Origin of the sequence: Rathayibacter sp. AY1F9, assembly GCF_002932155.1 — a bacterium.
GTDB lineage: Bacteria > Actinomycetota > Actinomycetes > Actinomycetales > Microbacteriaceae > Rathayibacter.
The window spans coordinates 1-23,771 of sequence record NZ_PSVA01000036.1 but is presented as its reverse complement, the minus strand read 5'-3'; the positions used below and the strand labels follow the sequence as shown (position 1 = coordinate 23,771).

The following is a 23,771-nucleotide window of genomic DNA, read 5'->3' as shown; positions in this document are numbered from 1 at the left end:
CCGCTCCGAGCGCACGCTGGAGCCATGACCGCCTGGAGTCCTCTCGAGACCGTCGGCGCCGTGGTGCTCGCCCTCGCGCTGATCGGGCTCGCCGCCGCGCCCGCCCCTAGGCTCGATGGCGTGACCGCCTCCGTCCCCGCCCCCCAGCCCCGGCCCCGCGACGTCGTCGGCATCGTCGGCCTCGTCCTCGCGATCGTCCTCGTCCTCGCGCAGATCGGGCGGACCGCGCTCACCACGGCCATCCCGGTCCTCGCGTTCCAGGGCGGCTTCGACACCACGCAGATCGGGGCGCTCTTCGCCGCCCTCGGGGTCACGATGCTCGTGCTCGCGACGGCGACCGCGATCGTCGGCGTCATCGGCGTCGCGCGGAAGGACCGCGCCCGGCTGCTCTCGGCCGTCACGCTCGGCGTCGGCGCGAGCGTCGCGATCGTCGAGCTGGGCGCGCTCGTCGTCCCGCCCCTGGTCGGCCTCTCCCTCCAGTACTGACGAGGCCCGCCGGAGCGGATCCCTCCGCCCGCCCTCGCAGGATCCGCACGGCGCCGCGTCCGTTCCTCGCGCTCCGCTGCGCCGCGACGGCCCTGCCGGCTTCCCGGCGATGCGCCAGGATGGGGGCATGACGACACGCGTGGACGGCCTCTTCGTCTACCCGTTGAAGGGCCTGACCCCGCAGCCGCTCCCCCGCGTCGAGCTCACCGCCGGCCGCGGCGTCCCCTTCGACCGCACGATCGCCCTCGCCCGCCCCGGCGGCGCCTACCGGCCCGGCATGCGGCACGGCATCTCCAAGCGCGAGTACTTCGTGCTCGTCGCCGAGGCGCGCCTCGCCGGCCTGACCACGCACCTCGACCCCGACAGCGGAGTGCTCACCGTCGACGTCCGCGGCCACCGGGTCCTCTCCGCCGACCTCGGCGCGGAGGACGGCCGGGCCGCACTGCGCTCCTTCGCCGCCCGCGTGCTCGACCTGCCGCCCGGCGTCGAGCCCGTGATCGCCCAGGACGCGGGGCGCCGCTACACCGACACGGCCCACAACTCCGACATCGAGATGGAGTACGTCTCGCTGATCAACCTGGCGAGCGTCCGCGACCTCGCCGAGCGCACCGGCCGGAGCGTCGATCCGCTGCGGTTCCGCGGGAACATCCACCTCGAGGGGCTGCCCGCGTGGAGCGAGCTCGAGCTGCTCGGCCGCGAGCTCACCGCGGGCGGGCTGCGGCTGCGGATCACGAAGGCCACCGAGCGGTGCGCCGCGACCGAGGTCGAGCCGGGCACCGGTCGGCGCGACCTGCCGGTCCCTCGCCTGCTGCACGAGACCTACGGCCACGAGCTCCTCGGCGTCTACGCGGAGGTCCTCGACGGCGGCACGCTCGGCGTGGGCGACGAGCTGGTGCTCCGTGGCTGAGCTGCGGCTCGTGGTGGCCGAGCGCGAGGCGCTCACCCCGGCCGTCACCCGCTTCGTGCTGCGGAGCGAGGACGGCGCCCCGCTGCCCGGCTACTCCGCCGGCGCGCACCTCACGCTCACGACCCCCTCCGGCGAGCGCCGCAGCTACAGCCTCGTCGAGCCGGGATCCGCGGAGCCGTCGCACTACGCGATCGCGGTGCGCCGGGAGCCCGGGGGTCGGGGCGGATCGCGGAGCCTCCACGACGACGTCCGCGTCGGCGATGTCCTCTCCTCCGCGCCGCCCGCGAACACCTTCGCCCTCCGGCCCGCCGCCCGCTACCTCCTGATCGCCGGCGGGATCGGGGTCACCCCGATCCGCGCGATGGCCGCCGAGCTCCGGGCGCAGGGATCGGCCGTGCAGGTCGTCTACCTCAGCCGCACCCCCGAGGACACCGCGTGGCTCGACGAGTTCTCCGCCGACGGCTCCCTCGTGCACCACAGTGCGATCCACGGCCGGCTCGACCTCTGGCCGCTCGTCGCCGAGCCCGACGACGACACCCGGATCTACTGCTGCGGTCCGTCCGCGCTGATCGACGAGGTCCTCGCCCTCACGATGCACTGGCGCCCGAGCCGGATCCACGTCGAGGACTTCGCGGGCGTCGACGCCGTCGGCGACCGGGCCGTCCCCTTCGCCGCCGTCTGGGAGCCGACCGGAGCCGTCGTGGAGGTCCCGGCCGACCGCTCGCTCCTCACCGCGCTCCGCTCCTCCGGGATCGACGTCGACTCCTCCTGCGAGTCGGGCACGTGCGGCACCTGCCGCCTGCGCCTCGTCGGCGGGAGGGCGGAGCACCGCGACCTGGTGCTGACCCCCGAGGAGCAGGACCGCTGGATCATGCCGTGCGTCTCGCGCTGCGCCGGCGGCGAGCTGGTCGTCGCCCCGGAGTGACGGAGCGACGGGGCCGGTCCCACGCACGCCGGCCGACACGCGTCGGCCGTCGTGTGACGCCGCGTGACGGGCGCCCGGCGCCCGGTCCCCCGCATGCCTAGGCTCCCGGACGGGGGACCACGACCGTCACGACCGAAGGACTTCCGATGACCAGCACCTCCGTCCGCACCCAGCTCGACCAGTTCACCGTCGGCTTCGACGAGACGGTCGGCCCCGAGCTCGCCGCCGTCTTCTCCGGCGAGCGCGACGACCTCGTCGCCGCCGGCGCCCCGAGCGGAGCCGTCACCGCCGGCGACGCGCTTCCCGCCGCCTCCGTCGTGACCGTCGACGGCGACACCGTCGACCTCGCGGACGTCCTCGGCGCGGGCCCGGCCGTCCTCGTCTTCTACCGCGGAGCCTGGTGCCCGTACTGCAACATCACGCTCAAGCACTACAACGAGACCCTCGCCCCCGAGCTCGCGTCGCGCGGAGTCGCCCTCGTCGCGATCAGCCCGCAGACCCCCGACGGGTCGCGCGCGGCTGTCGCGAACGGCGACCTGGGCTTCACCGTCGTCTCCGACCCCGGCAACACGCTCGCGAGCGCTCTCGGCATCGTCACCGCCCCCAGCGGCGACGCGCAGGAGGCGCACACCGCGCTCGGCTTCGCCGTGAAGGACAGCAACGCCGACGACACCCCGGCCGTCCCGTACCCGACCGTCCTGATCGTCGACGCCGACCGGATCGTCCGCACGGCGGACGTGCACGTCGACTACACGACGCGCACGGAGACCGAGGAGATCCTCGCCGCCGTCGACGCGCTCTGACACCTCCGCTCGCACCCTGAGCACGCGCGGCGGTCGAGCGCACCCCCTCGCCCGCCGCGCCGCCGCTCCCTAGGCTCGACCCGTGACAGCGGAGACGGACGTGCTCGTGGTCGGCGGCGGTCCGGTCGGACTCCTGCTCGGCGCGCTCCTGGCGCGGGCCGGAGTGGACGTGCAGGTGTGGGAGCGGCGCTCCTCGGTGCCGCGCGGCTCGCGGGCGATCGGCATCCATCCGCCGTCGCTCGACGCGTTCGCCGCGATCGGCGCCGATGCTCCCGTGCTGGCCGAGGCCACCCGGGTCCGCGAGGGCGTCGCGCGCAGCCGGGGCCGCACCCTCGGCACGCTCTCGTTCGCGCGCGCCTCCGCGACGCACCCCTACGTCGTCACCCTCGACCAGCACCGCACCGAGGCGATCCTCCGCGAGCGCCTCGAGGCGGCGGCCCCGGACGCGCTGCGCCCCGGGGTCGCGCTGACCGGCCTGCTCCGCCGCGGCTCCACCGTCGAGGCGACCGGCACCGGACCGGGCGGCGAGCCGGTCTCCGTCCGCGCCGCCTTCGTGGTGGGAGCCGACGGCGCCCGCAGCACCGTCCGCGACCTGCTCGGGATCCGCACCACCGGCCGCGACTACCCGGACCGCTACGTGATGGGCGACTTCGCCGACCCCGAGCCCGGCGGTCTCACCGGCACCGCGCTGGTCGACGTCGGCCCGGCCGGAGTGGTGGAGTCCTTCCCGCTCCCGGGCGGTCGGCGCCGGTACGTCGCCCTGAGCGGCCCCGACCGCTCCCTCGGCGCCCCCGCCTGGCGGCCCGAGGAGGCACCCGACCAGGAGGCCGCGCGCGCCCTGGCCGCCGCTGTCCGCGACCGGACGGGCGCCGACGCCGACCCGGACACCTGCACGATGCTCAGCGGATTCCAGGTGCGGCGCCGCGAGGCCGAGCTGATGGGCGTCGGCCGCGTCGTGCTCATCGGCGACGCCGCGCACGAGATCAGTCCGATCGGCGGGCAGGGCATGAACCTCGGCTGGCTCGACGCCGCCGAGCTCGCCCCGCTCCTGGCCGGTGCCGTGCGCCGCGGCGAGGCCGGCCCCTGGCCCGGCTTCGCCCGGCGGCGCACCACCGCGGCCCGGCGCGCGGCGCGGCAGGCGGAGGCGAACATGGCGCTCGGACGCCCGCTCGGCACGCTCGCGCACCGCGGCCGCGAGGCGTTCCTCCGCACCGCCCTCGCCCTGCCGACCTCGGACCTGCTCGCCCGCGTCTACGCGATGCGCTGGTCCTGAGGGCGGCCGGTCAGCCGACCAGCCGCGCGCCCGCCAGCCCGAGCTCGACCACCAGCACGAGCGAGGCCGCGATCACCAGCCGGAACAGGGTGCGCGTCGGCGGACCGGTCAGCACCAGGCGGATGCCCGCCGCGGCGAGCACGACCACCGCGAGGGTCCCGATCACCGCGAGCACCACGCCTGTCCCGCGCACCGGCTGGTCGCCGACGAGCTGTCCGACGAGCACGAGCAGCGCGGCCACCACCAGCGACCCGAAGGCGACGACTCCGGAGAGCCGCAGGCCGAGGTGGTGCGGGAAGCCGCGGACCCCGGTGGCCTCGTCGTCGACCAGGTCGGGGAGCACGTTCGTGCAGTGGATCGCGATGCCGAACACGGCGCCGGTCGCGATCGCCCACCAGGCGGGGAGCCGGCCGTCGCCCGCCGCGACCGCCACCACCGGCAGCAGCCCGAAGGCGACCACGAAGGGAGCGACCGACCAGACCGTGCGCTTGAGCCCCGCGTCGTAGGCCCAGCCCGCGGCGACCAGCACCAGGTGCGCGACCGCGGCGACCGGTCCGAGCAGCAGCGAGAGCACCACGGCGGCCGCCGCCGTCCCCAGTGCGGCGGCGCGGACGGCGCCCACGCCGATCAGCCCCTGCGCGACCGGCTTGTCGGTGCGCCCCACCGCGCGGTCGCGGTCGGCGTCGATCCAGTCGTTCGCGAGCCCGATCGAGAGCTGCCCGAGCAGCACGGCGAGCGCCACCAGCACGACCTGCCCGAGCGGATGCCCGGACGCCGCCGCGATCACGGTCGCCAGCACGGTGACCGTCACGGTCGGCCCGGGGTGCGACGAGGCCAGCAGGAGTCGCACCCGGGACGTCATCCCGCCAGCCTACGGTCGCGGCGGCACAGCGGGGCGCCGGTCGCGCTCCCCGCCCCGGAGCGGGATCCAGCGTGGTTCGAGCGCGGCGCCCTCATCAGCCCGCGACGGGAATGGCCCGGGATGGGGCAGGGTTGCACCACCCGGCATCCCGACTCAGGAAGAAGGCCTCGTGGACCTCGTGCACTGGCTGTTCGACGCGCAGATCGTCATCGGCGAGCAGACCGTCCTCTGGCGGGAGGTCATCGGCAACGTCTTCGGGCTCCTCAGCGCCCTCGGCGGGATGCGGCGGAAGGTCTGGGCCTGGCCCGTCGGCCTCATCGGCAACGTGCTGCTGTTCACGGTCTTCATGGGCGCCCTGTTCGGCACTCCCAACCCCGTCAACCTGCTCGGCCAGGCCGGGCGGCAGGTGATGTTCATCCTGGTCAGCGTCTACGGCTGGTACCGGTGGACCCACCGCCCCGACGACTCGACCACCTTGATCGAGCCGCGCTGGGCGTCGTGGCGCACCCGCGGCCTGCTGGTGCTCGGGATGGTCGGCGGCACCGCGGTGCTGACCCCGGTGTTCCGCGCGCTCGGCTCCTACGAGCCGGTCTGGAGCGACGCGTGGATCTTCGTCGGCTCCGTCCTCGCCACCTACGGCATGGCGAAGGGCTGGACCGAGTTCTGGCTCATCTGGGTGGCCGTCGACCTGGTCGGCGTGCCGCTGCTGTTCTCGGCCGGCTACTACGCGTCGGGGCTGATGTACGTCTTCTACGGCGCGTTCACCCTGGTCGGCTTCTTCGTCTGGATGCGGCAGGGCACCCGTCCGTCCGCCGCTCCGATCACGGTCGGCTAGCTCTAGCAGCCTGCCGCCGCCGGCGGAAGTGGCCGTGCGGGAGGCGCTGTCGGTGGTCCACTGGGAGCGGAGGCGCCCGCCTCCCCCACCCGGAACGGACGCCATGCTCTCCCTCGTCTACTCCAGCCGCACCTCCGCCGGCTTCACGGACGCCGACCTCCCCGCGCTGCTCGCCCAATGCCGCGCGAACAACGAGCGCCTCGGCCTGACCGGCATGCTCCTGCACCGCGACGGCCGATTCCTCCAGGTGCTCGAGGGGCCGGACGCGGTCCTGCGCGAGCGGATGGCCGTCATCGCCGCCGACGAGCGCCACGCGCAGCTGCGCACCCTCCTCGAGGAGCCGATCCGGGAGCGGCTGTTCCCGGAGTGGTCGATGGCGTTCGAGTCCGCCGCCGACGCCGACGCCGCCGGGCTCCGCACCTCCTTCGACGACCTCGACGACGCCGAGGCCGAGAGCGCGACGCTCCCGGCCCTGCGCGAGCTCATCCGCTTCTTCCGCGAGCGGAGCTAGGCGGAGCTAGGCGGAGCTAGGCGGAGCTGGGCGGAGCGATACGGGACGCCGGGATCGCGGCCGGTCCGCCGCCGGAACCCGACGCCCGTCAGTCCTCCGCCGAGGGAGGAGCGAGCCGGTCGAGCCGCGCCAGGAGCGGGGCGAAGCCGTCGCCGAGCAGGGCGCTCAGCGGCTCGCCGAACCAGAACCGCCAGACGGCGTCGAGCTCCTCGCCGGTGATCCGTCCTCGGCGCAGGAGGATGCTCGCGATCGGGGCCGCCTCAGACGCGTACTCGTCGCGGGGAGCGCCGTCCTCGCGACCCGGCTCGAGTCCGTACGGATCGACCCCGTCGAGCTCCCGCAGGACGGCCGCCACCGTCGCGTCACCGCGTTCCGCGGTCGCGCCGTCCTGATCCGTCGGTGCTCGGCGCTTCATCGCGAGAAGGTACCGAGCCCACTCCTCGTCGTCCATTCGTCGTCTCCGATCTCTCCGGATGCCGCGCCTTCTCGAGGCCTTTCTCTTCCTTCGGCGCCGGCTTGTCGAGGCACGGGGGAACCGCCTCTCCGACGGCTTGTCATCCCCCCGCGAGAAAGGCGCGGACGCCTTCCCGCGTCAGCCCCGAGGCGACGGCGAGCCGGTGCTCTCCGGCCCCGAGTCGGGCGGCTCCGCGGAGGGCCGCGGCCCTTTCTCCGCCCTCGCCGGAAGTCCCGCTCCGGAATGCCGCGAATTCCGCGGACACCTTATCGATAGCGTCGACGACATCGCCGGACACGCTCTCCGGCGGCTCGCCGAGATCGATGCGCCAGCCTCTCCCGGACTTCTCGTCGCTGTCGTTCACACGCGGGAAAGTACCCCGGACCGCAGGGCAGCGCCTGTGATCGCCCGACGCCGTCGCGCCCCAGGGATCCGTCGTCGACTTCCGAGCGCACACGCCTCCCGGTCCGGAGAGGACGGCCTTCGAGGACTGTCCCGTGGACCTCGTCGCCGTGCTCCGCTCCGATGCGGCCTTCGCCTCGGCCGAGGTCTTCGACGGCTGACCCGACCGCGGCGACCACCCGCTGCGACGACCGCGGGGCGGATGCGCGGATCGCGTCGTTCCGGCGCGCCCGCACCAGCGGTGCCGGAACGTCCGGCCGATCCGGGAGCGGCACCCGTCCGAGCCGTCGAGGTTCCGTCGGTGTGCAGGCCCCCGCGCCGAGGGACGTAAAGTGTGCTCACACGCGCCCGCGGACGGGCGAGCCGCCCGTGAGGGCGCCCCGGTCCTGCGTCGGAGGCGCCGATCACAGAGAGCCGCGGTGCCCGATGCCGGAAGACAAGCCCGCGTCGCGGGCGCCGAGCATCTACGACGTCGCCCGCGCGGCCGGCGTCTCGCACCAGACCGTCTCCCGCGTCCTGAACGACCACCCGAGCCTCCGCGCCGAGACGAAGAAGCGCGTACTCGAGGTCATGGCCCAGCTCGACTACCGCCCCAACCTCGCCGCACGGGCACTGGTCACCAGCCGCACCCGCACCGTCGGCGTGCTGTCCTCGCAGAGCCTGCAGTACGGTCCGGCCTCCAGCATCCAGGCCATCGAGGTGGCGGCGCGCGACGCGGGCTACCTCGTCGTCACGGCCAACGTCGACGGCACCGACGGCGCGTCGATCCAGGCCGGGATCCGGCATCTGCTCAACCAGGCGGTCGAGGGCCTCGTTGTCGTCGCCCCGCAGATCCGCGTCTTCGACATCCTCTCCGGAGTCGCGCTGCGCATCCCGCACGTGACGCTGCAGACGAGCGAGGACGACCGCGACGACGCGCTCTACGTCGACCAGATGGCCGGCGCCCGCATCGCCACCGGGCACCTGATCGACCTCGGGCACACCGAGATCGTGCACCTCGCCGGCCCGCAGGACTGGATCGAGGCCGAGGCGCGGATGCGCGGCTACCTCGCCGAGCTCGACCACCGCTCGATCCCGCTGCGCCCGCCGCTGCTCGGCGACTGGAGCGCCGAGCGCGGCCACCGCGTGGGCCTCGAGCTCTCGCGCTTCCTCGACTTCACCGCGGTGTTCGCGGGGAACGACCAGATGGCACTCGGACTGATGAGCGCGTTCCACGAGCGCGGGGTCCGCGTGCCGGAGGACGTCAGCGTCATCGGCTTCGACGACATCCCCGAGGCGGCGTTCTACTGGCCGCCGCTGACCAGCGTCCGCCAGGACTTCGTGGAGCTCGGACGCCGGTGCGTGGCCGCGCTGCTCAGCCTGATCGAGGGCGACCGGCCGGAGAAGGCGGCGCCGATCGCTCCGCAGCTGGTCGTCCGCGGATCCACGGCCGTCCCCCGGAGCGCGAGCGTCACCGCCTCGCGCTGACCGGCGGCCGCGACGCCCTCGCGCCGCGACCGCCCGGGATCACTCGCCGTGAGCAGCGATCGACACGTCGTTCCAGCGCTTCCAGGTCTCGAGGCGCGACTCGTAGTCCGCCGTCGCGATGCCCAGCGGCGCGCGCCCGAAGAAGATCCGCAGCGGCGGCTCGTCCGCGTCCACGACCGCGAGGATCCCGAGGCGCGAGGCCCGCGGGTCGCCCTGCTGAGCGGCGGAGGGGCGTCGGCTCGCTGCCTCCCGGACCTCGTCGTACGCGTCGATCGGCTCGCTGCGCGACGCGGAGGGACCGGACCAGTCGGTCGAGTACCCGCCGGGCTCGACGAGGGTCACGTGGATCCCGAAGCCGGCGACCTCGGCGGCCAGCGACTGGGTGAAGCCCTCGAGCGCCCACTTCGACGCGTGGTACGCGCCGATCGAGGGGAACGCGCTGATGCCGCCGATGCTCGACACCTGGACGATGTGGCCCGAGCCCTGCTCGCGGAGGATCGGCAGCGCGGCCTGGGTGACCCAGAGGGCGCCGAAGACGTTGGTCTCGAGCTGCGCGCGGACCTCCTCCTCGGTGAGCTCCTCGATCATGCCGAAGTGCCCGTAGCCGGCGTTGTTGATCACGACGTCCAGCCGGCCGAACCGCTCGGCCGCGGCCTGCACAGCGGCGAAGCCGGCCTCGCGGTCGGTCACGTCGAGGGTCAGCGGGAGGAACGTGTCCGGATACTCCTCGACGAGGGCGTCGAGGGTCTCGATCCGGCGGGCGGTGCCGGCGACCGAGTCGCCGCGCTCGAGCGCCGCCTCGGCCCACTCGCGGCCGAAGCCCTTCGAGGCGCCGGTGATGAACCAGGTCTTCGTCATGGTGTGCGTCCTTTCGACAGTGCTGGACGCAACGCCGACGGCTCCGGCTCCCTTCCGGGGCCGGGGACCCTTGACACGAGCGGTCGGGGAGCGGACGACGCGGTATGCGAGGCCGCCAGTGTCCCGTTACCGAGTCGAGACGTACGCGTTGACACGAATGGCGCCGTCGGGTCTAGCATGACGCAATGTGATCGCTCACATGGCATCACATCTCCGCCCCGATCCCGAGGGCGGCCCTGCATCCACTGCATTCAATGACGAAGGAATCACAGTGACCACAATGAAGCGCGCTCTCATCGCCGGCATCGCCGGCGGAGCGATGATCCTCTCCCTCGCCGCCTGCTCCTCCGGAACCGGTGGCGGCTCGGGCTCGGGATCCGGCGACGGCGGCCTCGTCGGCGTCGCGATGCCGACCAAGTCGTCCGAGCGCTGGATCGCTGACGGCAACAACGTCAAGTCGCAGCTCGAGGAGGCCGGCTACCAGGTCGACCTGCAGTACGCCGAGGACGACATCCCCACCCAGGTCTCGCAGCTCGAGAACATGATCACCAAGGGCGCCAAGGCCCTGATCGTCGCCTCGATCGACGGCACCACCCTCACGAGCGTGCTCGAGGAGGCCAAGGCCAACGACATCCCCGTCATCGCCTACGACCGCCTCATCCGCGACTCCGAGAACGTGGACTACTACGCCACGTTCGACAACTACAAGGTGGGCGTCCAGCAGGCCACCTCGCTGCTCGCGGGCCTCGGTCTCACCGACCTCACCGGCGCGAAGGCCGCCGACGCCCCCGCCGGCCCCTTCAACGTCGAGCTGTTCGCCGGCAGCCCCGACGACAACAACGCCACGTTCTTCTTCAACGGCGCGATGGACACCCTCCAGCCGTACATCGACGACAAGACGCTCGTCGTGAAGTCCGGCGAGACCGACTTCAACACCGTCGCCACGCTCCGCTGGGACGGCGAGGTCGCCCAGAGCCGCATGGAGGACATCCTCACCAAGACGTACTCCGACGGCTCCAAGGTCCAGGGCGTCCTCTCGCCCTACGACGGCCTCAGCCGCGGCATCATCTCGGCTCTGACCGACGCCGGCTACACCGTCGGCTCCGACTTCCCGATCATCACCGGTCAGGACGCCGAGCTCGACTCCGTCAAGGCGATCATCGCCGGCGAGCAGTACGCGACCATCTACAAGGACACCCGCGAGCTCGCCAAGGAGGCCGTGAAGATGGCCCAGGCCGTGCTCGAGGGCACCGAGCCCGAGGTCAACGACACCGACACCTACGACAACGGCAAGAAGGTCGTCCCGTCCTTCCTGCTCGAGCCGGTCATCGTCACCAAGGACCAGATCCAGTCCGTCCTCGTCGACGGCGGCTACTACACCGACGCGGAAGTGAACGGCTAGTCCTCTCTCCTCACCCGAGAAGGAACACCCCGGGAGGGCGCCCACTGGGCGCCCTCCCCCACTACGAAGGAAGGGAGGCGGCGTGACCTCGAACATCCTCGAGATGCGCGGCATCACCAAGACGTTCCCGGGCGTGAAGGCGCTCCAGGACGTCACGCTCAACGCACAGCGCGGCGAAGTCCACGCGATCTGCGGGGAGAACGGCGCCGGCAAGTCGACGCTGATGAAGGTCCTGTCGGGCGTCTACCCGCACGGCACCTACGAGGGCGACATCGTCTTCGAGGACGAGGTGATGCAGTTCTCCAGCATCCGCGACTCGGAGGCGAAGGGCATCGTCATCATCCACCAGGAGCTGGCCCTCAGCCCCTACCTCTCCATCGCGGAGAACATCTTCCTCGGCAACGAGGTGCGCGGCTTCGGCGGCCTGATTGACTGGAACAAGACCAACCAGGAGGCCGCGGCGCTGCTGGCCCGCGTGGGTCTGCGCGAGAACCCGACCACCAAGATCATGGAGATCGGAGTCGGCAAGCAGCAGCTCGTCGAGATCGCGAAGGCGCTCTCCAAGCGGGTCAAGCTGCTCATCCTCGACGAGCCCACCGCGGCCCTGAACGACGAGGACTCGGACCACCTGCTCGACCTGATCCTGCACCTCAAGGAGCAGGGCATCACGTCGATCATCATCAGCCACAAGCTGAACGAGATCAAGAAGATCGCGGACACCGTCACGGTCATCCGCGACGGCAAGACCATCGAGACGATCGCTCACGACGACGTCACCGAGGACCGCATCATCAAGGACATGGTCGGCCGCGACCTCGACCACCGCTACCCGGACCACACGCCGCACATCGGCGAGGAGATCCTGCGCGTGGTCGACTGGACGGCCCACCACCCCCAGGACCCGACCCGCGTCATGGTGGACAAGGTCAACCTGTCGGTGCACCGCGGCGAGATCGTCGGCATCGCCGGACTCATGGGCGCCGGGCGCACCGAGTTCGCGATGAGCCTCTTCGGCCGCTCCTACGGCAGCCGAATCTCCGGCCAGGTCTTCAAGGCCGGAAAGGAGATCAAGATCCGCAACGTCTCGGAGGCGATCGCCCACGGGCTCGCCTACGCGACCGAGGACCGCAAGCACTACGGCCTCAACCTCATCGACGACATCAAGCGGAACATCTCGCTCGCGTCGCTCGACAAGGTCGCCCGCGGCGGACTCGTCGACGACAACCGCGAGTTCGAGGTCGCCAACGAGTACCGCGGCAGCATGAACATCAAGTCGCCGACCGTGCTCGCCAAGACCGGGAAGCTCTCCGGCGGAAACCAGCAGAAGGTCGTCCTGTCGAAGTGGATCTACTCCGACCCGGACGTCCTCATCCTCGACGAGCCCACCCGCGGCATCGACGTGGGTGCGAAGTACGAGATCTACACCATCATCAACCGGCTCGCGGCGCAGGGTAAGGGGATCATCGTCATCTCCTCCGAGCTGCCGGAGCTGCTCGGCATCTGCGACCGCGTCTACGCGCTGTCGGAGGGCCGGATCACGGGCGAGCTGCCCATCGCCGAGGCGACGCCCGAGGCGGTCCTCACCCTCATGACCCAGGAGAAGCAACGATGACCGATCTGCAGAACGAACCGTCCACCGCGGCCGGTGCGCAGGTGAAGCCCACCGAGAACGCCTTCACGAAGCGCCTCAGCCACGTGCTGGGCGACCTCGGCAAGAACGGCATCTTCATCGCCCTCATCGTGGTGGTGCTGCTGTTCGAGGTGATGACCGGCGGAATCCTCCTCCGCCCCCAGAACATCTCGAACCTGATCGTCCAGAACGGCTACATCCTGATCCTCGCCATCGGCATGGTGATGGTCATCGTGGCCGGGCACATCGACCTCTCGGTCGGCTCGGTCGCGGCGTTCGTCGGAGCGATCTCGGGCGTCTTCGCGGTCAACATGGGTCTCCCGTGGTGGCTGTCGATCATCCTCTCCCTCCTCATCGGCGCCCTGGTCGGAGCGTGGCAGGGCTTCTGGATCGCCTACGTCGGAATCCCGGCGTTCATCGTGACCCTGGCGGGCATGCTGATCTTCCGCGGCCTGGCGCTCGTCGTCCTCGGCAACGCGAACATCGGCTCCTTCCCGACCGAGTACCGCGCGCTGGGCAACGGCTTCCTCACCGACCTGTTCGGCGAGACCGACCTCGACCCGCTGTCGCTCGTCATCGGCGCGCTCGCGATCGTCGCCTTCGCCGTGCAGTCCGTGCGCACCCGCCGCGGCCGCCAGAAGTACGCGCAGAGCGTCGAGCCGGGCGCCTGGTTCGTCACCAAGCTCGTCCTCGTCTCCGTCGTGATCGCGGCCTTCTCCTTCGCGCTGGCCACCTTCAAGGGCATCCCGGTCACCCTGATCGTGCTCGCCGTGCTCGTCCTGATCTACGGCGTGGTCATGAACCGCTCCGTCTTCGGCCGCCACGTCTACGCGATCGGCGGCAACCTGCACGCCGCGGAGCTGTCCGGCATCAAGACCCGCAACGTCACCTTCTGGCTGTTCGTCAACATGGGCGTCCTCGCGGCGCTGGCCGGCCTCGTCTTCACCGCGCGACTCAACCTCGCCGGCCCGAAGGCGGGCGACGGCTTCGAGCTCGAGGCCATCTCGGCCGCGTTCATCGGCGGCGCGGCGGTCCAGGGCGGCGTCGGCACCATCGGCGGCGCGATCATCGGTGGCCTCATCATCGGCGTCCTGAACAACGGAATGTCGATCATGGGCATCGGCATCGAGTGGCAGCAGGCGGTCAAGGGCCTCGTGCTCCTGCTCGCGGTCGCCTTCGACGTCTACAACAAGCGCCGCTCGGGCGGACGCTAGGCCCTGCGGTCGTGCCCGACTGGTCGCGGTTCCTGCCGCTGAGCACCGGGCCCTCGGTCGACGAGACGGGCGTCAGCAACGACTGGCGCCCCCTCGTCGCCGAGAGGCTCGACCGCCTCGCCGTCCTGGCCGCCTCGCCCTCCACCACGGAGGGCGAGGCGGCCAGTGCCGTCTCCCGGGACGCCCTGCTCGGAGAGCTCGTCGTGCGGCTCTCGAGCAGCACCGGCCAGCGCCTCGCGACGCGGATGGGCGCCCGCGAGGCCTCCTCCCCTCCCCCTGCCGCCGAGATCGCCCCGGCCCTGGCCGCTCTCGCCTCCGCTCGCCGCGCCGGCGCCGGTCCCCGCTCGGTCGCCGAGCTGGTCGAGGTCGTCCGCGTCGAGCTCGCCCTCTCCCCCGAGCCGCTCGCCCTCTCCTCCCGCATCACCGGCGGGGTGGCCCTGGACCGCCTGCAGCGCGCGCCGCTCGCGATCCGCGCCGCCGTCCGCGGTCGCACCCTCGCTCCGACCGACGCGGAGTGGGAGCTCGGCTCCGGCCCCGCCCTGCGCGTGCCGGCCGACGCGATCCTCCGCTTCCTGCTCGGCCTCGGGCCCTTCCCCGCCGAGCCGACCGCCTAGGCGGCGCCGCCACCTGCCCGGGCGGAGGCGGCGCCGCGCCGGTCGTAGCATCGGAGGATGACGCGCTCACTGCCGAGAAGCACCCCGTCCGCCCGCTCCGTCGACGCCGAGGGAGTGCTGGCCTTCGTCGAAGGGGTCGAGGCCGCTCCCGGCGTCGAGCTGCACGGCCTGATGGTCGTGCAGGGCGGCGACGTCGTCGCCGAGGGCTGGTGGGCGCCGTACTCGGCCGAGCGGCTGCACCTCTTCTACTCGCTGAGCAAGAGCTTCACCGCGACCGCCGTCGGCCTCGCGGTCGCCGAGGGCCTGGTCGACCTGGACGCCACCGTCCTCTCGTACTTCCCCGAGCTCGACGACGAGATCACCGACCCGCGCTCGCGTGCGATCCGCGTCCGCCACGTCCTCGCGATGGCGAGCGGCCACTCCGCCGAGACGATCGACCGCGCCGAGGAGACGGACCCGGCCGACCTGGTGCGCGGCTTCCTCCTCCTCCCGCCGGAGCAGGAGCCGGGCAGCGTCTTCGCCTACAACCAGCCCTGCACCTTCGCCGCCGCCGCGATCGTTCAACGCGTGAGCGGGCAGTCGCTGACCGACTACCTGCGCCCGCGCCTGCTCGATCCGCTCGGCATCGGCGAGGTCGCCTGGCATCGCGACGACTCGGGGCGCGAGCTCGGCTACAGCGGGCTGCACGCCACCACCGAGGCGGCAGCTGCGCTCGGACTGCTGTACCTGCAGGAGGGGCGCTGGGGCGACCGGCGGATCCTCTCGCCGGAATGGGTCGCCGAGGCGTCCCGCGCGCACGTCCCGACCCACGAGGACGGCGGACCGGACTGGCAGCAGGGCTACGGCTTCCAGTTCTGGCGGTCGCTGCACGGCTACCGCGCGGACGGCGCGTACGGGCAGTTCAGCCTGATCGTGCCCGAGCACGAGCTCGTGATCGCGCTGACCGGCCAGACCTCGGACACGCAGACGCTGCTCGCGCTCGCCTGGGAGCACCTGCTCCCCGCCGTCGGCCGAGGGTCCACGGCGGAGGCCGACGCCCGGCTGGCCGACCGGCTGTCGGAGCTCGCCCTGCCCCCGCTCGAGGGCGCCTCCCCCGCGACCGGGAGCTACACGCCGGTCGGATCGTGGCCCGACGCCGTCGAGGTGACGGCCGACGAGGGCGGCTGGACGCTCGCGCTGACCGAGGGCGACGAGCGCTTCACGGTGACGCCCGGCGCGGGAGCCTGGACCGTCGACGGGCCGTTCGCGGCGAGCGCCGGACCCTCGGGCGACGGAGTCCTGGTCGACGTCGTGTTCCTCGAGACCCCGCACCGCCTGCACGTCGAGCTCGGTCCCGACCGCACCGCCCGCGTCCGCTGGGAGACGGAGCCGCTGCACGACGGCCCGCTCGCCGGGCTGCGCGCCCCGCGCTGACGGCAGGGCCCGCTCCGCTCATCCGTCGCGAGCGGCCCATCCGCCCCTCGGCGACGGGCCGTTCGCGACGGATCGAGAGGGGTCGCGCTCGGCCGTGCGGACCGCGCGCATCGGGCGGTGCTCACCGGGGGTCGACGAGTCGAGGAGCGGAGTGGTCACGAGGGTCCTTCCTGGGGGCGGCGCTCTGGCACAATCGTCGGAGCGCTGCTCCGGAACATTGCGGAGCACTGCTCCGGAATGTGGTGGAGTTGCGCTCGGAGACATTACGGAGCGCAGCTCCGAAAAGCAAGGAGAACAGATGAGCGACCGTGTGCCCCGCACGCCCGGCCGACCGCGGACGAGTCGCGACGCACTGCTCGCCGCCGCGGCGACGGTGTTCGTGGCCTCCGGCGTGGACGCGCCGGTCCGCGAGATCGCGGCGGAGGCCGGCGTCGGCGTGGGGACGATCTACCGGCACTTCCCGACCCGCTCGGAGCTCGTGGTCGCCGTCTACCGCCACCAGGTCGAGGCCTGCGCGGAGGCGGGCCCACGGCTGCTCGCGGACAGCGCGACTCCGGAGGCCGCCCTCCGGGCCTGGGTCGCCCACTTCGTCGACCTCCTGGTGACCAAGCACGGCCTCGCCGGTGCGCTCCAGGGCGACAGCGCCGGATCCGACGCCCTGCACGCCTACTTCGTGGAGCGGCTCGTCCCCGTCTGCGGCGACCTGCTCGAGGCGGCACGACCCGCCCGGATCCCGGCGTCGAGCCTCAGCGGCTACATGCTCCTCAAGGGCATCGGCAACCTCTGCATCGGCGCCGCCCACGATCCGGACTACGACGCCGACACCCTCGTGCAGGCCCTCGTCACCGGAGCGCTACGGGCGGATCAGCCCTGATCGCCTCCACGGTCCGCTCGACCGCGTCCTCGACCGCCGCCCTGCGGCTCGCGTCGTCCTCGCGCTCGGACTCGTGGACGAAGACGGCCCCGCCGCGCCGGGCTCCGCAGTAGTCGATGATCCCGTGCTGGATCTGCGTCAGCAGCGCCTGCTCGTAGCCGTGCCGCTCGTAGGCCCCGGCGGAGTCCCCCGCGACGAGGACGAGGTGGACGGTCAGAGCGCCGAGCCTGCGCTGCGTGCCGTGGACGGGGTCGATGTCGAAGGCCCAGCCCGCGAGGAAGACGCGGTCGATCCAGCCCTTCAGCAGCGCGGGCATCGACCACCAGTAGACGGGGAAGACGAGCACGAGGTGGTCCACGCCGTCGAGCCGGCGCTGCTCGCGGAGGACGTCGTCGGGAACCGGGCCGACACCGCGGTAGCGGTCCCGGTCGGCCGCGCCGAACCGCGGGTCGAAGCCCTCGGCGTCGAGGTCGGCCGTCTCCACTCCGTCGGGGCCGAGCTCCTCCCGCAGCCGCCGGGCGAGGGCGGCGGTGAGGGAGTCGCGGTCGGGGTGCGCGGTGACGAGGAGGGTGCTCACCGCTCCAGTGAACCGCACCCGCCCTGCGGCACCCCTGGCAGGATGACCCGGTGACTCCGCACCGCTCCCCCAGCCGCCCTGACGTCGTCTCCGTCGAGCTCGTCGGTGGACCGGAGCCGCTCGAGCTCGCCCTGCACGAGCACGACCCCGAGTGGTCCGCCCTGTTCGAGGAGCACCGGCGGCGCATCCTCGGGGCCGTCCCGGGCGTGCGTGTCGAGCACATCGGCTCGACCTCCGTCCCGGGCCTGCCCGCGAAGCCGATCGTCGACGTGCTGGTCGTCGTGCCCGACGTCACGGCGGAGGAGGACCACGTCGCGCCGCTGCTCGCGGCCGGCTACGTCCTGCGCACCCGCGAGCCCGGGCACCGGCTCGTCCGCACGCCCGGACGGGACGCCCACGTCCACATCTACGAGGAGGGTCATCCCGCGATCGACGCGTACCTCCTCCTGCGCGACCGGCTGCGCACCGACCCGGCCGACCGCGAGCTCTACCGCAGCACGAAGGCGTCTCTCCTCCTCCGGCGCTGGGAGGACGGGAACGACTACGCCGAGGCGAAGTCCGCCGTGATCGCGGCCATCCTCGAGCGCGCGAGATCCTCGCAGCCCTGAGATCGATATCCGGAAGAACTGAGCGGGCTCGATAGCGCTCGCCAGGCGGTCGGCGGCTAGGCCGCACCGCACGTTCGATCGCCTCGAGCCCTCCGGCTCGGGGGCGATCGCGGTTTGGGCGTCGGAGCTTCCGAATGTCCATATGTGAATACCTAGGGGTATTAGGATCAACGCGTGCCCCGTCGCTCCCTCACCCGCTCCGCCGTCATCGATCGCGCCGCCGCGATCGCCGACGCCGATGGTCTCGCCGCCGTGACCCTGGCCGCCGTCGCCCGCTCGCTCGAGGTGCAGACGCCGAGCCTCTACACGCACGTCCGCGATCTCGCCGCACTCCGCGACGGCGTCACGGTCCTGGCCCTCGACGAGCTGTCCGACCGCATCGCCGTCGCCATCGCCGGACGCTCCGCCCGGGAGGCGCTGGACGGCTTCGCCGACGCCCACCGCTCCTTCGCGCGCGAGCGGCCGGGCCTGTGGGAGTCGCTGCAGCGCACTGCGGGGCCGGACGCGGTCGCCGCCCCGGCCGCCCGCCGCGTCGTGCAGCTCACAGATGCGGTCCTCCTCGGCTACGCGATCCCCGCCGAGGACCGGGTGCACGCCGTCCGAGTGACGGGCGCCGCTCTGAACGGCTTCCTCACCCTCGAACGGCTCGGGAGCTTCGCGCACAGCAGCCCGACCCCCGCGCAGTCGTGGAGCGAGCTCCTCGCCTGCCTGCACTTTCTTTTCAGCCACTGGACCCGCCGGAAGGACATCCCCGCATGATCAGCACACCCCTCACCGAACGGCTCGTCGACGGCACGATCGAGATGGAGGAGGTGCCCCGCGGAGTCCGGCCGCACCGCCTCCCCCGCGCGGTCCGCGAGCGCGATGCGGATGCGCAGCTCCTGCTGATGGAGGCGCAGCCCTCGGGTGTCCGGATCTCCTTCGTCACCGAGGCGCGACGGATCGAGCTCGACGTGCACGCGACACGGGTCGCCTATCGGGGGCTGCCCCGGCCGCGCGGCGCAGTCGACGCGGTCGTCGACGGCGAGATGACCGCCTCCCACGCGCTCACCGGAGGCGACGCGATCGAATTCGACCTCGCGACCGGTGACCGGGCCCTCCTCCCCGGACCTCTCGACACGGTCGGGCTCGACCTCCCGGCCGGGCCGTCTCGCGTGGAGCTGCTCCTCCCGCACAACGAGGCGGTGGACCTCGTGGCCCTGCGCTCCGACGCACCGCTCGAACCCGCGCCGCTCTCCGGCCCCGTCTGGCTGCACCACGGCAGTTCGATCAGCCAGGGCTCGAACGCGGCGCGCCCCTCGGGCATCTGGCCGGCCGTGGCCGCCCGGGCGAGCGGCGCCCGCCTGGTGAACCTCGGCTTCGGCGGGAGCGCACTCGTCGACCCCTTCACCGCTCGCGTGATGCGGGACACTCCTGCCGACCTGATCAGTGTCGCGCTCGGCATCAACCTCGTGAACCTCGACGGCATGCGCCGCCGCACCTTCGTGCCGGCGGTGCACGGCTTCCTCGACACGATCCGCGAGGGCCATCCCGCGACGCCGCTGCTCCTCGTCACTCCGCTCTTCTGCGGGATCCACGAGGACACGCCGGGGCCGGGCGACGTCGATCCCGCGTCCTTCACGACCGGGGCGCCGCGCTTCGTCGCGACCGGCGACCCGGGCGACACCGCGAACGGACGGCTGACCCTGCGGATCGTCCGCGAGGCGCTGGCCGAGGTCGTCGCCGCGCGCTCCGACGACCCGGACCTGCGACTGCTCGACGGGCTCGCGCTCTACGGGCCGGACGACGCCCAGCGGCTCCCGCTCCCGGACGGCCTGCACCCGGATCCGGAAGCGCACGAGCTCATCGGCCGCCGGTTCGCGGAGCTCGCCTTCGGCCCGGGCGGGGCGTTCGCGCCGGAGCGCTGAGCGGCCAAGACGGAGCCCGGGCGGCCGTCCGACGCCCGGCCGTCGGTCGATCAGGATGTTGACGTCATCAGAGCCTCGTGGAAGCCTGATGTTTGCGTGAACATGCGCGAAGTCCCCGGTGCAAAGGAGCACAGCATGACGTCTCGACCACGAGCGGCCGCCGCGGCGGTGACCGCGCTGCTCGTCGCAGCACTCCTGGGAACAGGAGCGCAGTCGGCCTCGGCCGCCGTGGCCACGGATCCCGACGACGGAGTGCCGCGCACCTCGACGCCCGTGACCTACACCGACTACCCGGCGGTCCAGGACCCGGGCAGCACCGCGGCCGGCTACTTCCAGCCCTACTGGTACGACACCGACGGCCGCCACATCCAGGCGCACGGCGGCCAGATCGTCACCGTCGAGGAGGGCGGTCAGCAGGTCCAGTACTGGTACGGCGAGGACCGCACGAAGGGCTACTGGAACAGCCCCGGAGTCGCGGTCTACCGCTCCACCGACGGCCACAACTGGGAGAACAAGGGCACCGCGCTGCGCAGCGTCTCGGCTCCGGCCGACCTCGAGGCCCCTTACTTCGACGCGCTCTACGACACCGTCGACGACTCCGGAGCCCCTCGCGCCGACCGCATCGCGGAGCTCGACTACCACCTCGACACGACGCAGGCCTCGCCGAACACCGCCATCTTCGAGCGCCCCAAAGTCCTCTTCAACGAGAAGACCGGCAAGTGGGTCATGTGGTGGCACTCCGACGGCCGGACCACCCCGGGCGGCAGCACCTACGCGCGCTCGATGGCGGGAGTCGCCGTCTCGGACAGCCCGACCGGGCCCTTCACGCTCCAGGGCGTCTACCGCCTCTACAACCGCACGGACTACAAGGCCTGCACCACCTCCGCCGTTCCCGGGCAGGCGCGGGACATGACCGTCTTCCAGGACGAGGACGGCACCGCGTACATCTCCTACTCCTCCGAGGAGAACTACTCGCTCTACGTGGCGAAGCTGGACGCCGACTACACCAACGTCGAGCGGACCACCACGACCGACACCCTCGACGCGAACCAGTACTCGGCCGACGGGACGTACCCGTACGTCTTCGCCGACGGTGCGGCCGGAGCACCGGTGCGCGGCACCGACTTCCAGATCGTGAAGGAGTGCGGACACCTCGAGGCGCCCGCGATCTTCGCCAACGGCGGCAAGTACTACACGATCGCCTCCGGAGCGACCGGCTGGGCGCCGAACCCGCAGACCTACTACACCGCCGACTCGATCCTCGGCGCGTGGACCCGCGGAGTCGAGAAGGGCGACGCCGACGAGAACGTCGCCTACAACGCGATCCCGGAGGGCGGCGACGGCCTGCTCTCGATCGGCGACTCCCGCAAGACCACCTTCGGCTCGCAGTCGACGAACGTCCTCACCCTCGCTCCCGGGAAGTACGTCTACATGGGCGACCGCTGGAACGAGGGCAAGTCGGACTCGACCTACGTCTGGCTCCCGATGACGGTCGGTGAGAACGGCCGCCTCGAGATGCGGAATCCGGCTCAGGAGGACCCGGCGCGCTGGGGATCCGGCTGGAACCTCTCCTACTGGGACGACAAGGGGGTCGGCGAGGGCGTCTGGTCGGTCGTGGACGCCCGTCTGCCGAAGCAGGTCCGCCGCGGCGCCGACATCGCCGCCGCGCTCCCCTCGACGGTCTCGGTCGCGAGCAACGGCTCGACCCGCGACGTCGCCGTGACCTGGGCGGCCCCCGGCCCCGCCGAGCTCGGCACGGTGCAGGTGACGGGCACGCTCGCCGCCGACGCCGGATTCTCCTCCGGCCGCCGCTTCACCCGCACGATCGAGGTGGCGGAGCCGGGCATCGCGAACCTCGCTCCCGGAGCGTCCGTCGCGGTCTCGAGCCGCACGGACCTCGCCGGCAAGCTCATCGACGGCGACGTCAAGGGCAAGGGCTGGGACGACTGGTCCTCGGCCGGCTACCCGCGCGACAGCCGCCTCTCCTTCTCCTGGGGCGCGGCGCAGAACCTCGACTCGGTGACGGTCAGCACCTACAAGGACGGTGCGACCGCCACCTGGCCCTCGAGGATCGAGGTCGAGTACCAGGTGAACGGCGCATGGACGACCTCCTCGGTCGCCACCACCCTCAGCCAGGCCGCGACCGGATCCGCCCCGACGGCGATCCTCGACCTGTCCTCCCTGCCCGACACCACGGGCCTCCGCCTGCACCTCACCAGCGCGGCGAACACGTGGCAGTCGGTCTCGGAGGTGCAGATCTGGGGCACCGCGCCGCCGACGAACGTCTGCCGCGTTCCCGGAGCCGCGGTCTCGGCGTCGTTCAGCCAGACGAAGTACGCGACCCTCCCCGCGAAGAACGCCTGCGACGGCAACGTGAGCACCCCCTGGTCGACCTGGACCGACGGAACCTTCGCCGGCAGCGCCGAGTTCACGCTGACGAACACCGAGGCGCACCGCGTCGCCGGGCTCACCTTCACCAACACCGAGGGCACCTTGGCGTCGGTGAGCGTGGCCTACCGCGCCGAGGACGGCACCTGGAAGCCGACCACCGCGCAGAACGTCGCTCCGGCGGCGAACGGCACGCTGACCACGATCCCGTTCGCGGCGGTCTCGGCCACCGGCCTGAAGCTGACCTTCTCCACGCCGGGCTCGTTCCTCAAGATCGGCGAGATCGTCGTCCCCGAGGCGGCCGCCCCGGCGCTGACGGTGCCGGTGACCGTGACGTCGCGCTGCGTCGCCGGGAAGGCGGTGCTGACGGTCCTCGCCAAGAACGGCGGCACCGCTCCGATCGACGTCGCGATGGCCTCGGCCTACGGCTCGAAGACGGTCACCGCGGTGGCCGCGGGTGCGAGCGGATCGGCCGCGTTCACCACCCGCCTCGCGAGCATGCCGGGCAGCCAGGTGACGGTGACCGCCACGGCGGGCTCCGAGACCCTCGCGCAGACGGTGGCCTACCCGGCCCGCGTCTGCTGAGCGCACGGCGGCCGGTCGACCGGCCGTGACGGAGGAGGGGGTGCCCGCGGGCGCTCCCTCCTCTGCGTGTGCGGCGCATCATCCGACGCGCAGGGCGAGTGCGGGCTCGATGTGCGCGGCTCAGGGCACCAGATGCCGAAGGACGTGCCGGGCCTGGGCGGGAGCGCCGTCACGTCGATCTCCGCGGGCGAGAAGGAACGGCCGCTCCCCCGCAGGCGCTCCCCGAGAAGGAGATCGGTCGTCTGATCGATCCGGCTCAGCGCCGCCTCGTCGAGGAGGTGGGCGCACGAGCATGGCCGAGCCCGCTGGCGCGCTCCGCGGCACTCCACCCGGAAGCGGGGGTGCAGAGCTCTTCACGCTCCTGGTAGTAATCACAGGCGGGCGCATCGCAAAGCCCGCAGAACTGGACCGTCCGTGACCCGCACCACCCGCGCTCTCGCCGCGTTCGTCCCGACGACGACCCTCGTGCTCTCCGTGGTGTTCGCCTCCGCCGCACTCGCGCCCGAGGCGATGACCGCCCCGGAAGCGGTGTCGACGCCGACCGCCGCCTCGCCCGCGGAGGATGCGGCGGCGACTGCGGACTCCTCCGCTCCCGGTGCGGGATCCGGCGCCTCCGACCGCCGCTCCTCGAGCCCCTCCTCCGCGGACCCCGTCGACCCCGCGCAGCCGACGACCGGCTCCTCCCCCGCGGACCGGCCCGCCACAGACCCGCCCGCCACCGGATGCTGCGCCTGCTCACCCTCGCCGAGCGCCTGCGCTACGAGGCGACGAGTCGG

General features: G+C 72.5%; 24 protein-coding genes and 1 pseudogene. 19 read left to right on the top strand and 6 right to left on the bottom strand.

From position 1 onward, the window contains the following. Positions 1-24: 24 nt before the first annotated feature. The 5 genes from C5C37_RS16190 (at position 25) to C5C37_RS16170 (ending at position 4,394) form a co-directional block, all read left to right on the top strand. Positions 25-486, top strand: coding sequence for a hypothetical protein (locus C5C37_RS16190; RefSeq protein WP_104288817.1), 462 nt, complete (start codon positions 25-27; stop codon positions 484-486). Between the two features lie 127 nt (positions 487-613). Next, the gene (locus tag C5C37_RS16185) at positions 614-1,393 is read left to right on the top strand and encodes an MOSC domain-containing protein (protein ID WP_181127444.1); all 780 of its coding nucleotides are present in this window, start codon (positions 614-616) and stop codon (positions 1,391-1,393) included. Next, the gene (locus C5C37_RS16180; protein ID WP_104339271.1) at positions 1,386-2,318 is read left to right on the top strand and encodes a PDR/VanB family oxidoreductase; all 933 of its coding nucleotides are present in this window, start codon (positions 1,386-1,388) and stop codon (positions 2,316-2,318) included. Before C5C37_RS16185 ends, C5C37_RS16180 begins: the two co-directional genes overlap by 8 nt. A gap of 146 nt (positions 2,319-2,464) precedes the next feature. After that, positions 2,465-3,121: a peroxiredoxin-like family protein gene (locus C5C37_RS16175; protein WP_104339270.1), complete on the top strand. Its 657-nt coding sequence runs from the start codon at positions 2,465-2,467 to the stop codon at positions 3,119-3,121. Positions 3,122-3,203: 82 nt separating this feature from the next. After that, positions 3,204-4,394 (top strand): NAD(P)/FAD-dependent oxidoreductase, encoded by a 1,191-nt coding sequence (locus tag C5C37_RS16170; protein ID WP_104339269.1) that lies wholly within the window; start codon positions 3,204-3,206, stop codon positions 4,392-4,394. Between the two features lie 10 nt (positions 4,395-4,404). Here C5C37_RS16170 and C5C37_RS16165 read toward each other — a convergent pair whose 3' ends face one another. Then, on the bottom strand, positions 4,405-5,256 hold the full coding sequence (locus C5C37_RS16165; RefSeq protein ID WP_104339268.1) for a UbiA family prenyltransferase: 852 nt from the start codon (positions 5,254-5,256) through the stop codon (positions 4,405-4,407). A gap of 169 nt (positions 5,257-5,425) precedes the next feature. On the opposite strand from C5C37_RS16165, the gene pnuC reads away from it, so the two are divergent. Next, positions 5,426-6,091, top strand: coding sequence for a nicotinamide riboside transporter PnuC (gene pnuC, locus C5C37_RS16160; protein WP_104227403.1), 666 nt, complete (start codon positions 5,426-5,428; stop codon positions 6,089-6,091). A gap of 103 nt (positions 6,092-6,194) precedes the next feature. Then, the gene (locus C5C37_RS16155; RefSeq protein WP_104227402.1) at positions 6,195-6,602 is read left to right on the top strand and encodes a BLUF domain-containing protein; all 408 of its coding nucleotides are present in this window, start codon (positions 6,195-6,197) and stop codon (positions 6,600-6,602) included. An 88-nt stretch (positions 6,603-6,690) separates the two neighbouring features. Here C5C37_RS16155 and C5C37_RS16150 read toward each other — a convergent pair whose 3' ends face one another. Beyond that, positions 6,691-7,017 carry a hypothetical protein gene (locus C5C37_RS16150; protein ID WP_146079020.1) on the bottom strand — a complete coding sequence of 109 codons (327 nt, stop codon included), beginning with the start codon at positions 7,015-7,017 and terminating at the stop codon, positions 6,691-6,693. 139 nt (positions 7,018-7,156) lie between these two features. After that, positions 7,157-7,420 carry a hypothetical protein gene (locus tag C5C37_RS16145; RefSeq protein ID WP_104339267.1) on the bottom strand — a complete coding sequence of 88 codons (264 nt, stop codon included), beginning with the start codon at positions 7,418-7,420 and terminating at the stop codon, positions 7,157-7,159. 464 nt (positions 7,421-7,884) lie between these two features. On the opposite strand from C5C37_RS16145, the gene C5C37_RS16140 reads away from it, so the two are divergent. Beyond that, positions 7,885-8,925: a LacI family DNA-binding transcriptional regulator gene (locus C5C37_RS16140; RefSeq protein ID WP_104339266.1), complete on the top strand. Its 1,041-nt coding sequence runs from the start codon at positions 7,885-7,887 to the stop codon at positions 8,923-8,925. 39 nt (positions 8,926-8,964) lie between these two features. Here the strand turns inward: C5C37_RS16140 and C5C37_RS16135 are convergent, their stop codons facing one another. Continuing rightward, complete coding sequence (locus tag C5C37_RS16135; RefSeq protein ID WP_104339265.1) at positions 8,965-9,783, bottom strand: SDR family oxidoreductase; 819 nt, start codon at positions 9,781-9,783, stop codon at positions 8,965-8,967. 280 nt (positions 9,784-10,063) lie between these two features. On the opposite strand from C5C37_RS16135, the gene chvE reads away from it, so the two are divergent. The 5 genes from chvE (at position 10,064) to C5C37_RS16110 (ending at position 16,056) form a co-directional block, all read left to right on the top strand. After that, positions 10,064-11,185: a multiple monosaccharide ABC transporter substrate-binding protein gene (gene chvE / locus C5C37_RS16130; RefSeq protein WP_104224984.1), complete on the top strand. Its 1,122-nt coding sequence runs from the start codon at positions 10,064-10,066 to the stop codon at positions 11,183-11,185. A gap of 82 nt (positions 11,186-11,267) precedes the next feature. After that, positions 11,268-12,797, top strand: coding sequence for a multiple monosaccharide ABC transporter ATP-binding protein (gene mmsA / locus C5C37_RS16125; RefSeq protein WP_104256398.1), 1,530 nt, complete (start codon positions 11,268-11,270; stop codon positions 12,795-12,797). Further along, the gene (gene mmsB / locus C5C37_RS16120) at positions 12,794-14,029 is read left to right on the top strand and encodes a multiple monosaccharide ABC transporter permease (protein ID WP_104227395.1); all 1,236 of its coding nucleotides are present in this window, start codon (positions 12,794-12,796) and stop codon (positions 14,027-14,029) included. Before mmsA ends, mmsB begins: the two co-directional genes overlap by 4 nt. Positions 14,030-14,040: 11 nt before the next feature. Beyond that, a complete protein-coding gene (locus C5C37_RS16115; RefSeq protein WP_104234507.1) occupies positions 14,041-14,643 on the top strand; it encodes a hypothetical protein in 603 nt (200 codons plus the stop codon). Between the two features lie 57 nt (positions 14,644-14,700). Continuing rightward, positions 14,701-16,056, top strand: a complete 1,356-nt coding sequence (locus C5C37_RS16110) for a serine hydrolase (protein ID WP_104339264.1) — start codon at positions 14,701-14,703, stop codon at positions 16,054-16,056. Positions 16,057-16,074: 18 nt separating this feature from the next. On the opposite strand, the gene C5C37_RS17670 is transcribed toward C5C37_RS16110, so the two are convergent. Continuing rightward, positions 16,075-16,215, bottom strand: coding sequence for a hypothetical protein (locus tag C5C37_RS17670; RefSeq protein ID WP_181127443.1), 141 nt, complete (start codon positions 16,213-16,215; stop codon positions 16,075-16,077). A 139-nt stretch (positions 16,216-16,354) separates the two neighbouring features. Between C5C37_RS17670 and C5C37_RS16105 the strand changes: the two genes are divergently transcribed. Then, the gene (locus tag C5C37_RS16105; RefSeq protein ID WP_104334072.1) at positions 16,355-16,930 is read left to right on the top strand and encodes a TetR/AcrR family transcriptional regulator; all 576 of its coding nucleotides are present in this window, start codon (positions 16,355-16,357) and stop codon (positions 16,928-16,930) included. Here C5C37_RS16105 and C5C37_RS16100 read toward each other — a convergent pair. Continuing rightward, the gene (locus tag C5C37_RS16100; RefSeq protein WP_104339263.1) at positions 16,899-17,507 is read right to left on the bottom strand and encodes an NAD(P)H-dependent oxidoreductase; all 609 of its coding nucleotides are present in this window, start codon (positions 17,505-17,507) and stop codon (positions 16,899-16,901) included. The genes C5C37_RS16105 and C5C37_RS16100 overlap by 32 nt on opposite strands. A 50-nt stretch (positions 17,508-17,557) precedes the next feature. On the opposite strand from C5C37_RS16100, the gene C5C37_RS16095 reads away from it, so the two are divergent. The 5 genes and pseudogenes from C5C37_RS16095 to C5C37_RS17280 all read left to right on the top strand — a co-directional run. After that, entirely contained in the window at positions 17,558-18,115 is a 558-nt protein-coding gene (locus C5C37_RS16095; protein WP_104339262.1) for a GrpB family protein, read from the top strand. 174 nt (positions 18,116-18,289) lie between these two features. Further along, positions 18,290-18,874 (top strand): TetR-like C-terminal domain-containing protein, encoded by a 585-nt coding sequence (locus tag C5C37_RS16090; protein WP_104224976.1) that lies wholly within the window; start codon positions 18,290-18,292, stop codon positions 18,872-18,874. Next, positions 18,871-20,022 (top strand): GDSL-type esterase/lipase family protein, encoded by a 1,152-nt coding sequence (locus tag C5C37_RS16085; RefSeq protein WP_104339261.1) that lies wholly within the window; start codon positions 18,871-18,873, stop codon positions 20,020-20,022. The genes C5C37_RS16090 and C5C37_RS16085 overlap by 4 nt, the downstream gene beginning before the upstream one ends. Positions 20,023-20,157: 135 nt before the next feature. Further along, positions 20,158-22,995, top strand: a complete 2,838-nt coding sequence (locus tag C5C37_RS16080; protein ID WP_104334068.1) for a discoidin domain-containing protein — start codon at positions 20,158-20,160, stop codon at positions 22,993-22,995. 414 nt (positions 22,996-23,409) lie between these two features. Continuing rightward, positions 23,410-23,771, top strand: a pseudogene (locus C5C37_RS17280) (hypothetical protein); the annotation flags it as partial.

What these genes read in the sequence shown, in the direction of transcription:
- C5C37_RS16165 (WP_104339268.1), bottom strand. Translation starts at nt 5,256, where the DNA reads ATGACGTCCCGGGTGCGACTCCTGCTGGCCTCGTCGCACCCCGGGCCG.
- C5C37_RS16140 (WP_104339266.1), top strand. Translation starts at nt 7,885, where the DNA reads ATGCCGGAAGACAAGCCCGCGTCGCGGGCGCCGAGCATCTACGACGTC.
- mmsB (WP_104227395.1), top strand. Translation starts at nt 12,794, where the DNA reads ATGACCGATCTGCAGAACGAACCGTCCACCGCGGCCGGTGCGCAGGTG.
- C5C37_RS16155 (WP_104227402.1), top strand. Translation starts at nt 6,195, where the DNA reads ATGCTCTCCCTCGTCTACTCCAGCCGCACCTCCGCCGGCTTCACGGAC.
- C5C37_RS16190 (WP_104288817.1), top strand. Translation starts at nt 25, where the DNA reads ATGACCGCCTGGAGTCCTCTCGAGACCGTCGGCGCCGTGGTGCTCGCC.
- C5C37_RS16110 (WP_104339264.1), top strand. Translation starts at nt 14,701, where the DNA reads ATGACGCGCTCACTGCCGAGAAGCACCCCGTCCGCCCGCTCCGTCGAC.
- C5C37_RS16175 (WP_104339270.1), top strand. Translation starts at nt 2,465, where the DNA reads ATGACCAGCACCTCCGTCCGCACCCAGCTCGACCAGTTCACCGTCGGC.
- C5C37_RS16105 (WP_104334072.1), top strand. Translation starts at nt 16,355, where the DNA reads ATGAGCGACCGTGTGCCCCGCACGCCCGGCCGACCGCGGACGAGTCGC.
- C5C37_RS16185 (WP_181127444.1), top strand. Translation starts at nt 614, where the DNA reads ATGACGACACGCGTGGACGGCCTCTTCGTCTACCCGTTGAAGGGCCTG.
- chvE (WP_104224984.1), top strand. Translation starts at nt 10,064, where the DNA reads ATGAAGCGCGCTCTCATCGCCGGCATCGCCGGCGGAGCGATGATCCTC.
- C5C37_RS16135 (WP_104339265.1), bottom strand. Translation starts at nt 9,783, where the DNA reads ATGACGAAGACCTGGTTCATCACCGGCGCCTCGAAGGGCTTCGGCCGC.
- C5C37_RS16080 (WP_104334068.1), top strand. Translation starts at nt 20,158, where the DNA reads ATGACGTCTCGACCACGAGCGGCCGCCGCGGCGGTGACCGCGCTGCTC.
- C5C37_RS16150 (WP_146079020.1), bottom strand. Translation starts at nt 7,017, where the DNA reads ATGAAGCGCCGAGCACCGACGGATCAGGACGGCGCGACCGCGGAACGC.
- C5C37_RS16085 (WP_104339261.1), top strand. Translation starts at nt 18,871, where the DNA reads ATGATCAGCACACCCCTCACCGAACGGCTCGTCGACGGCACGATCGAG.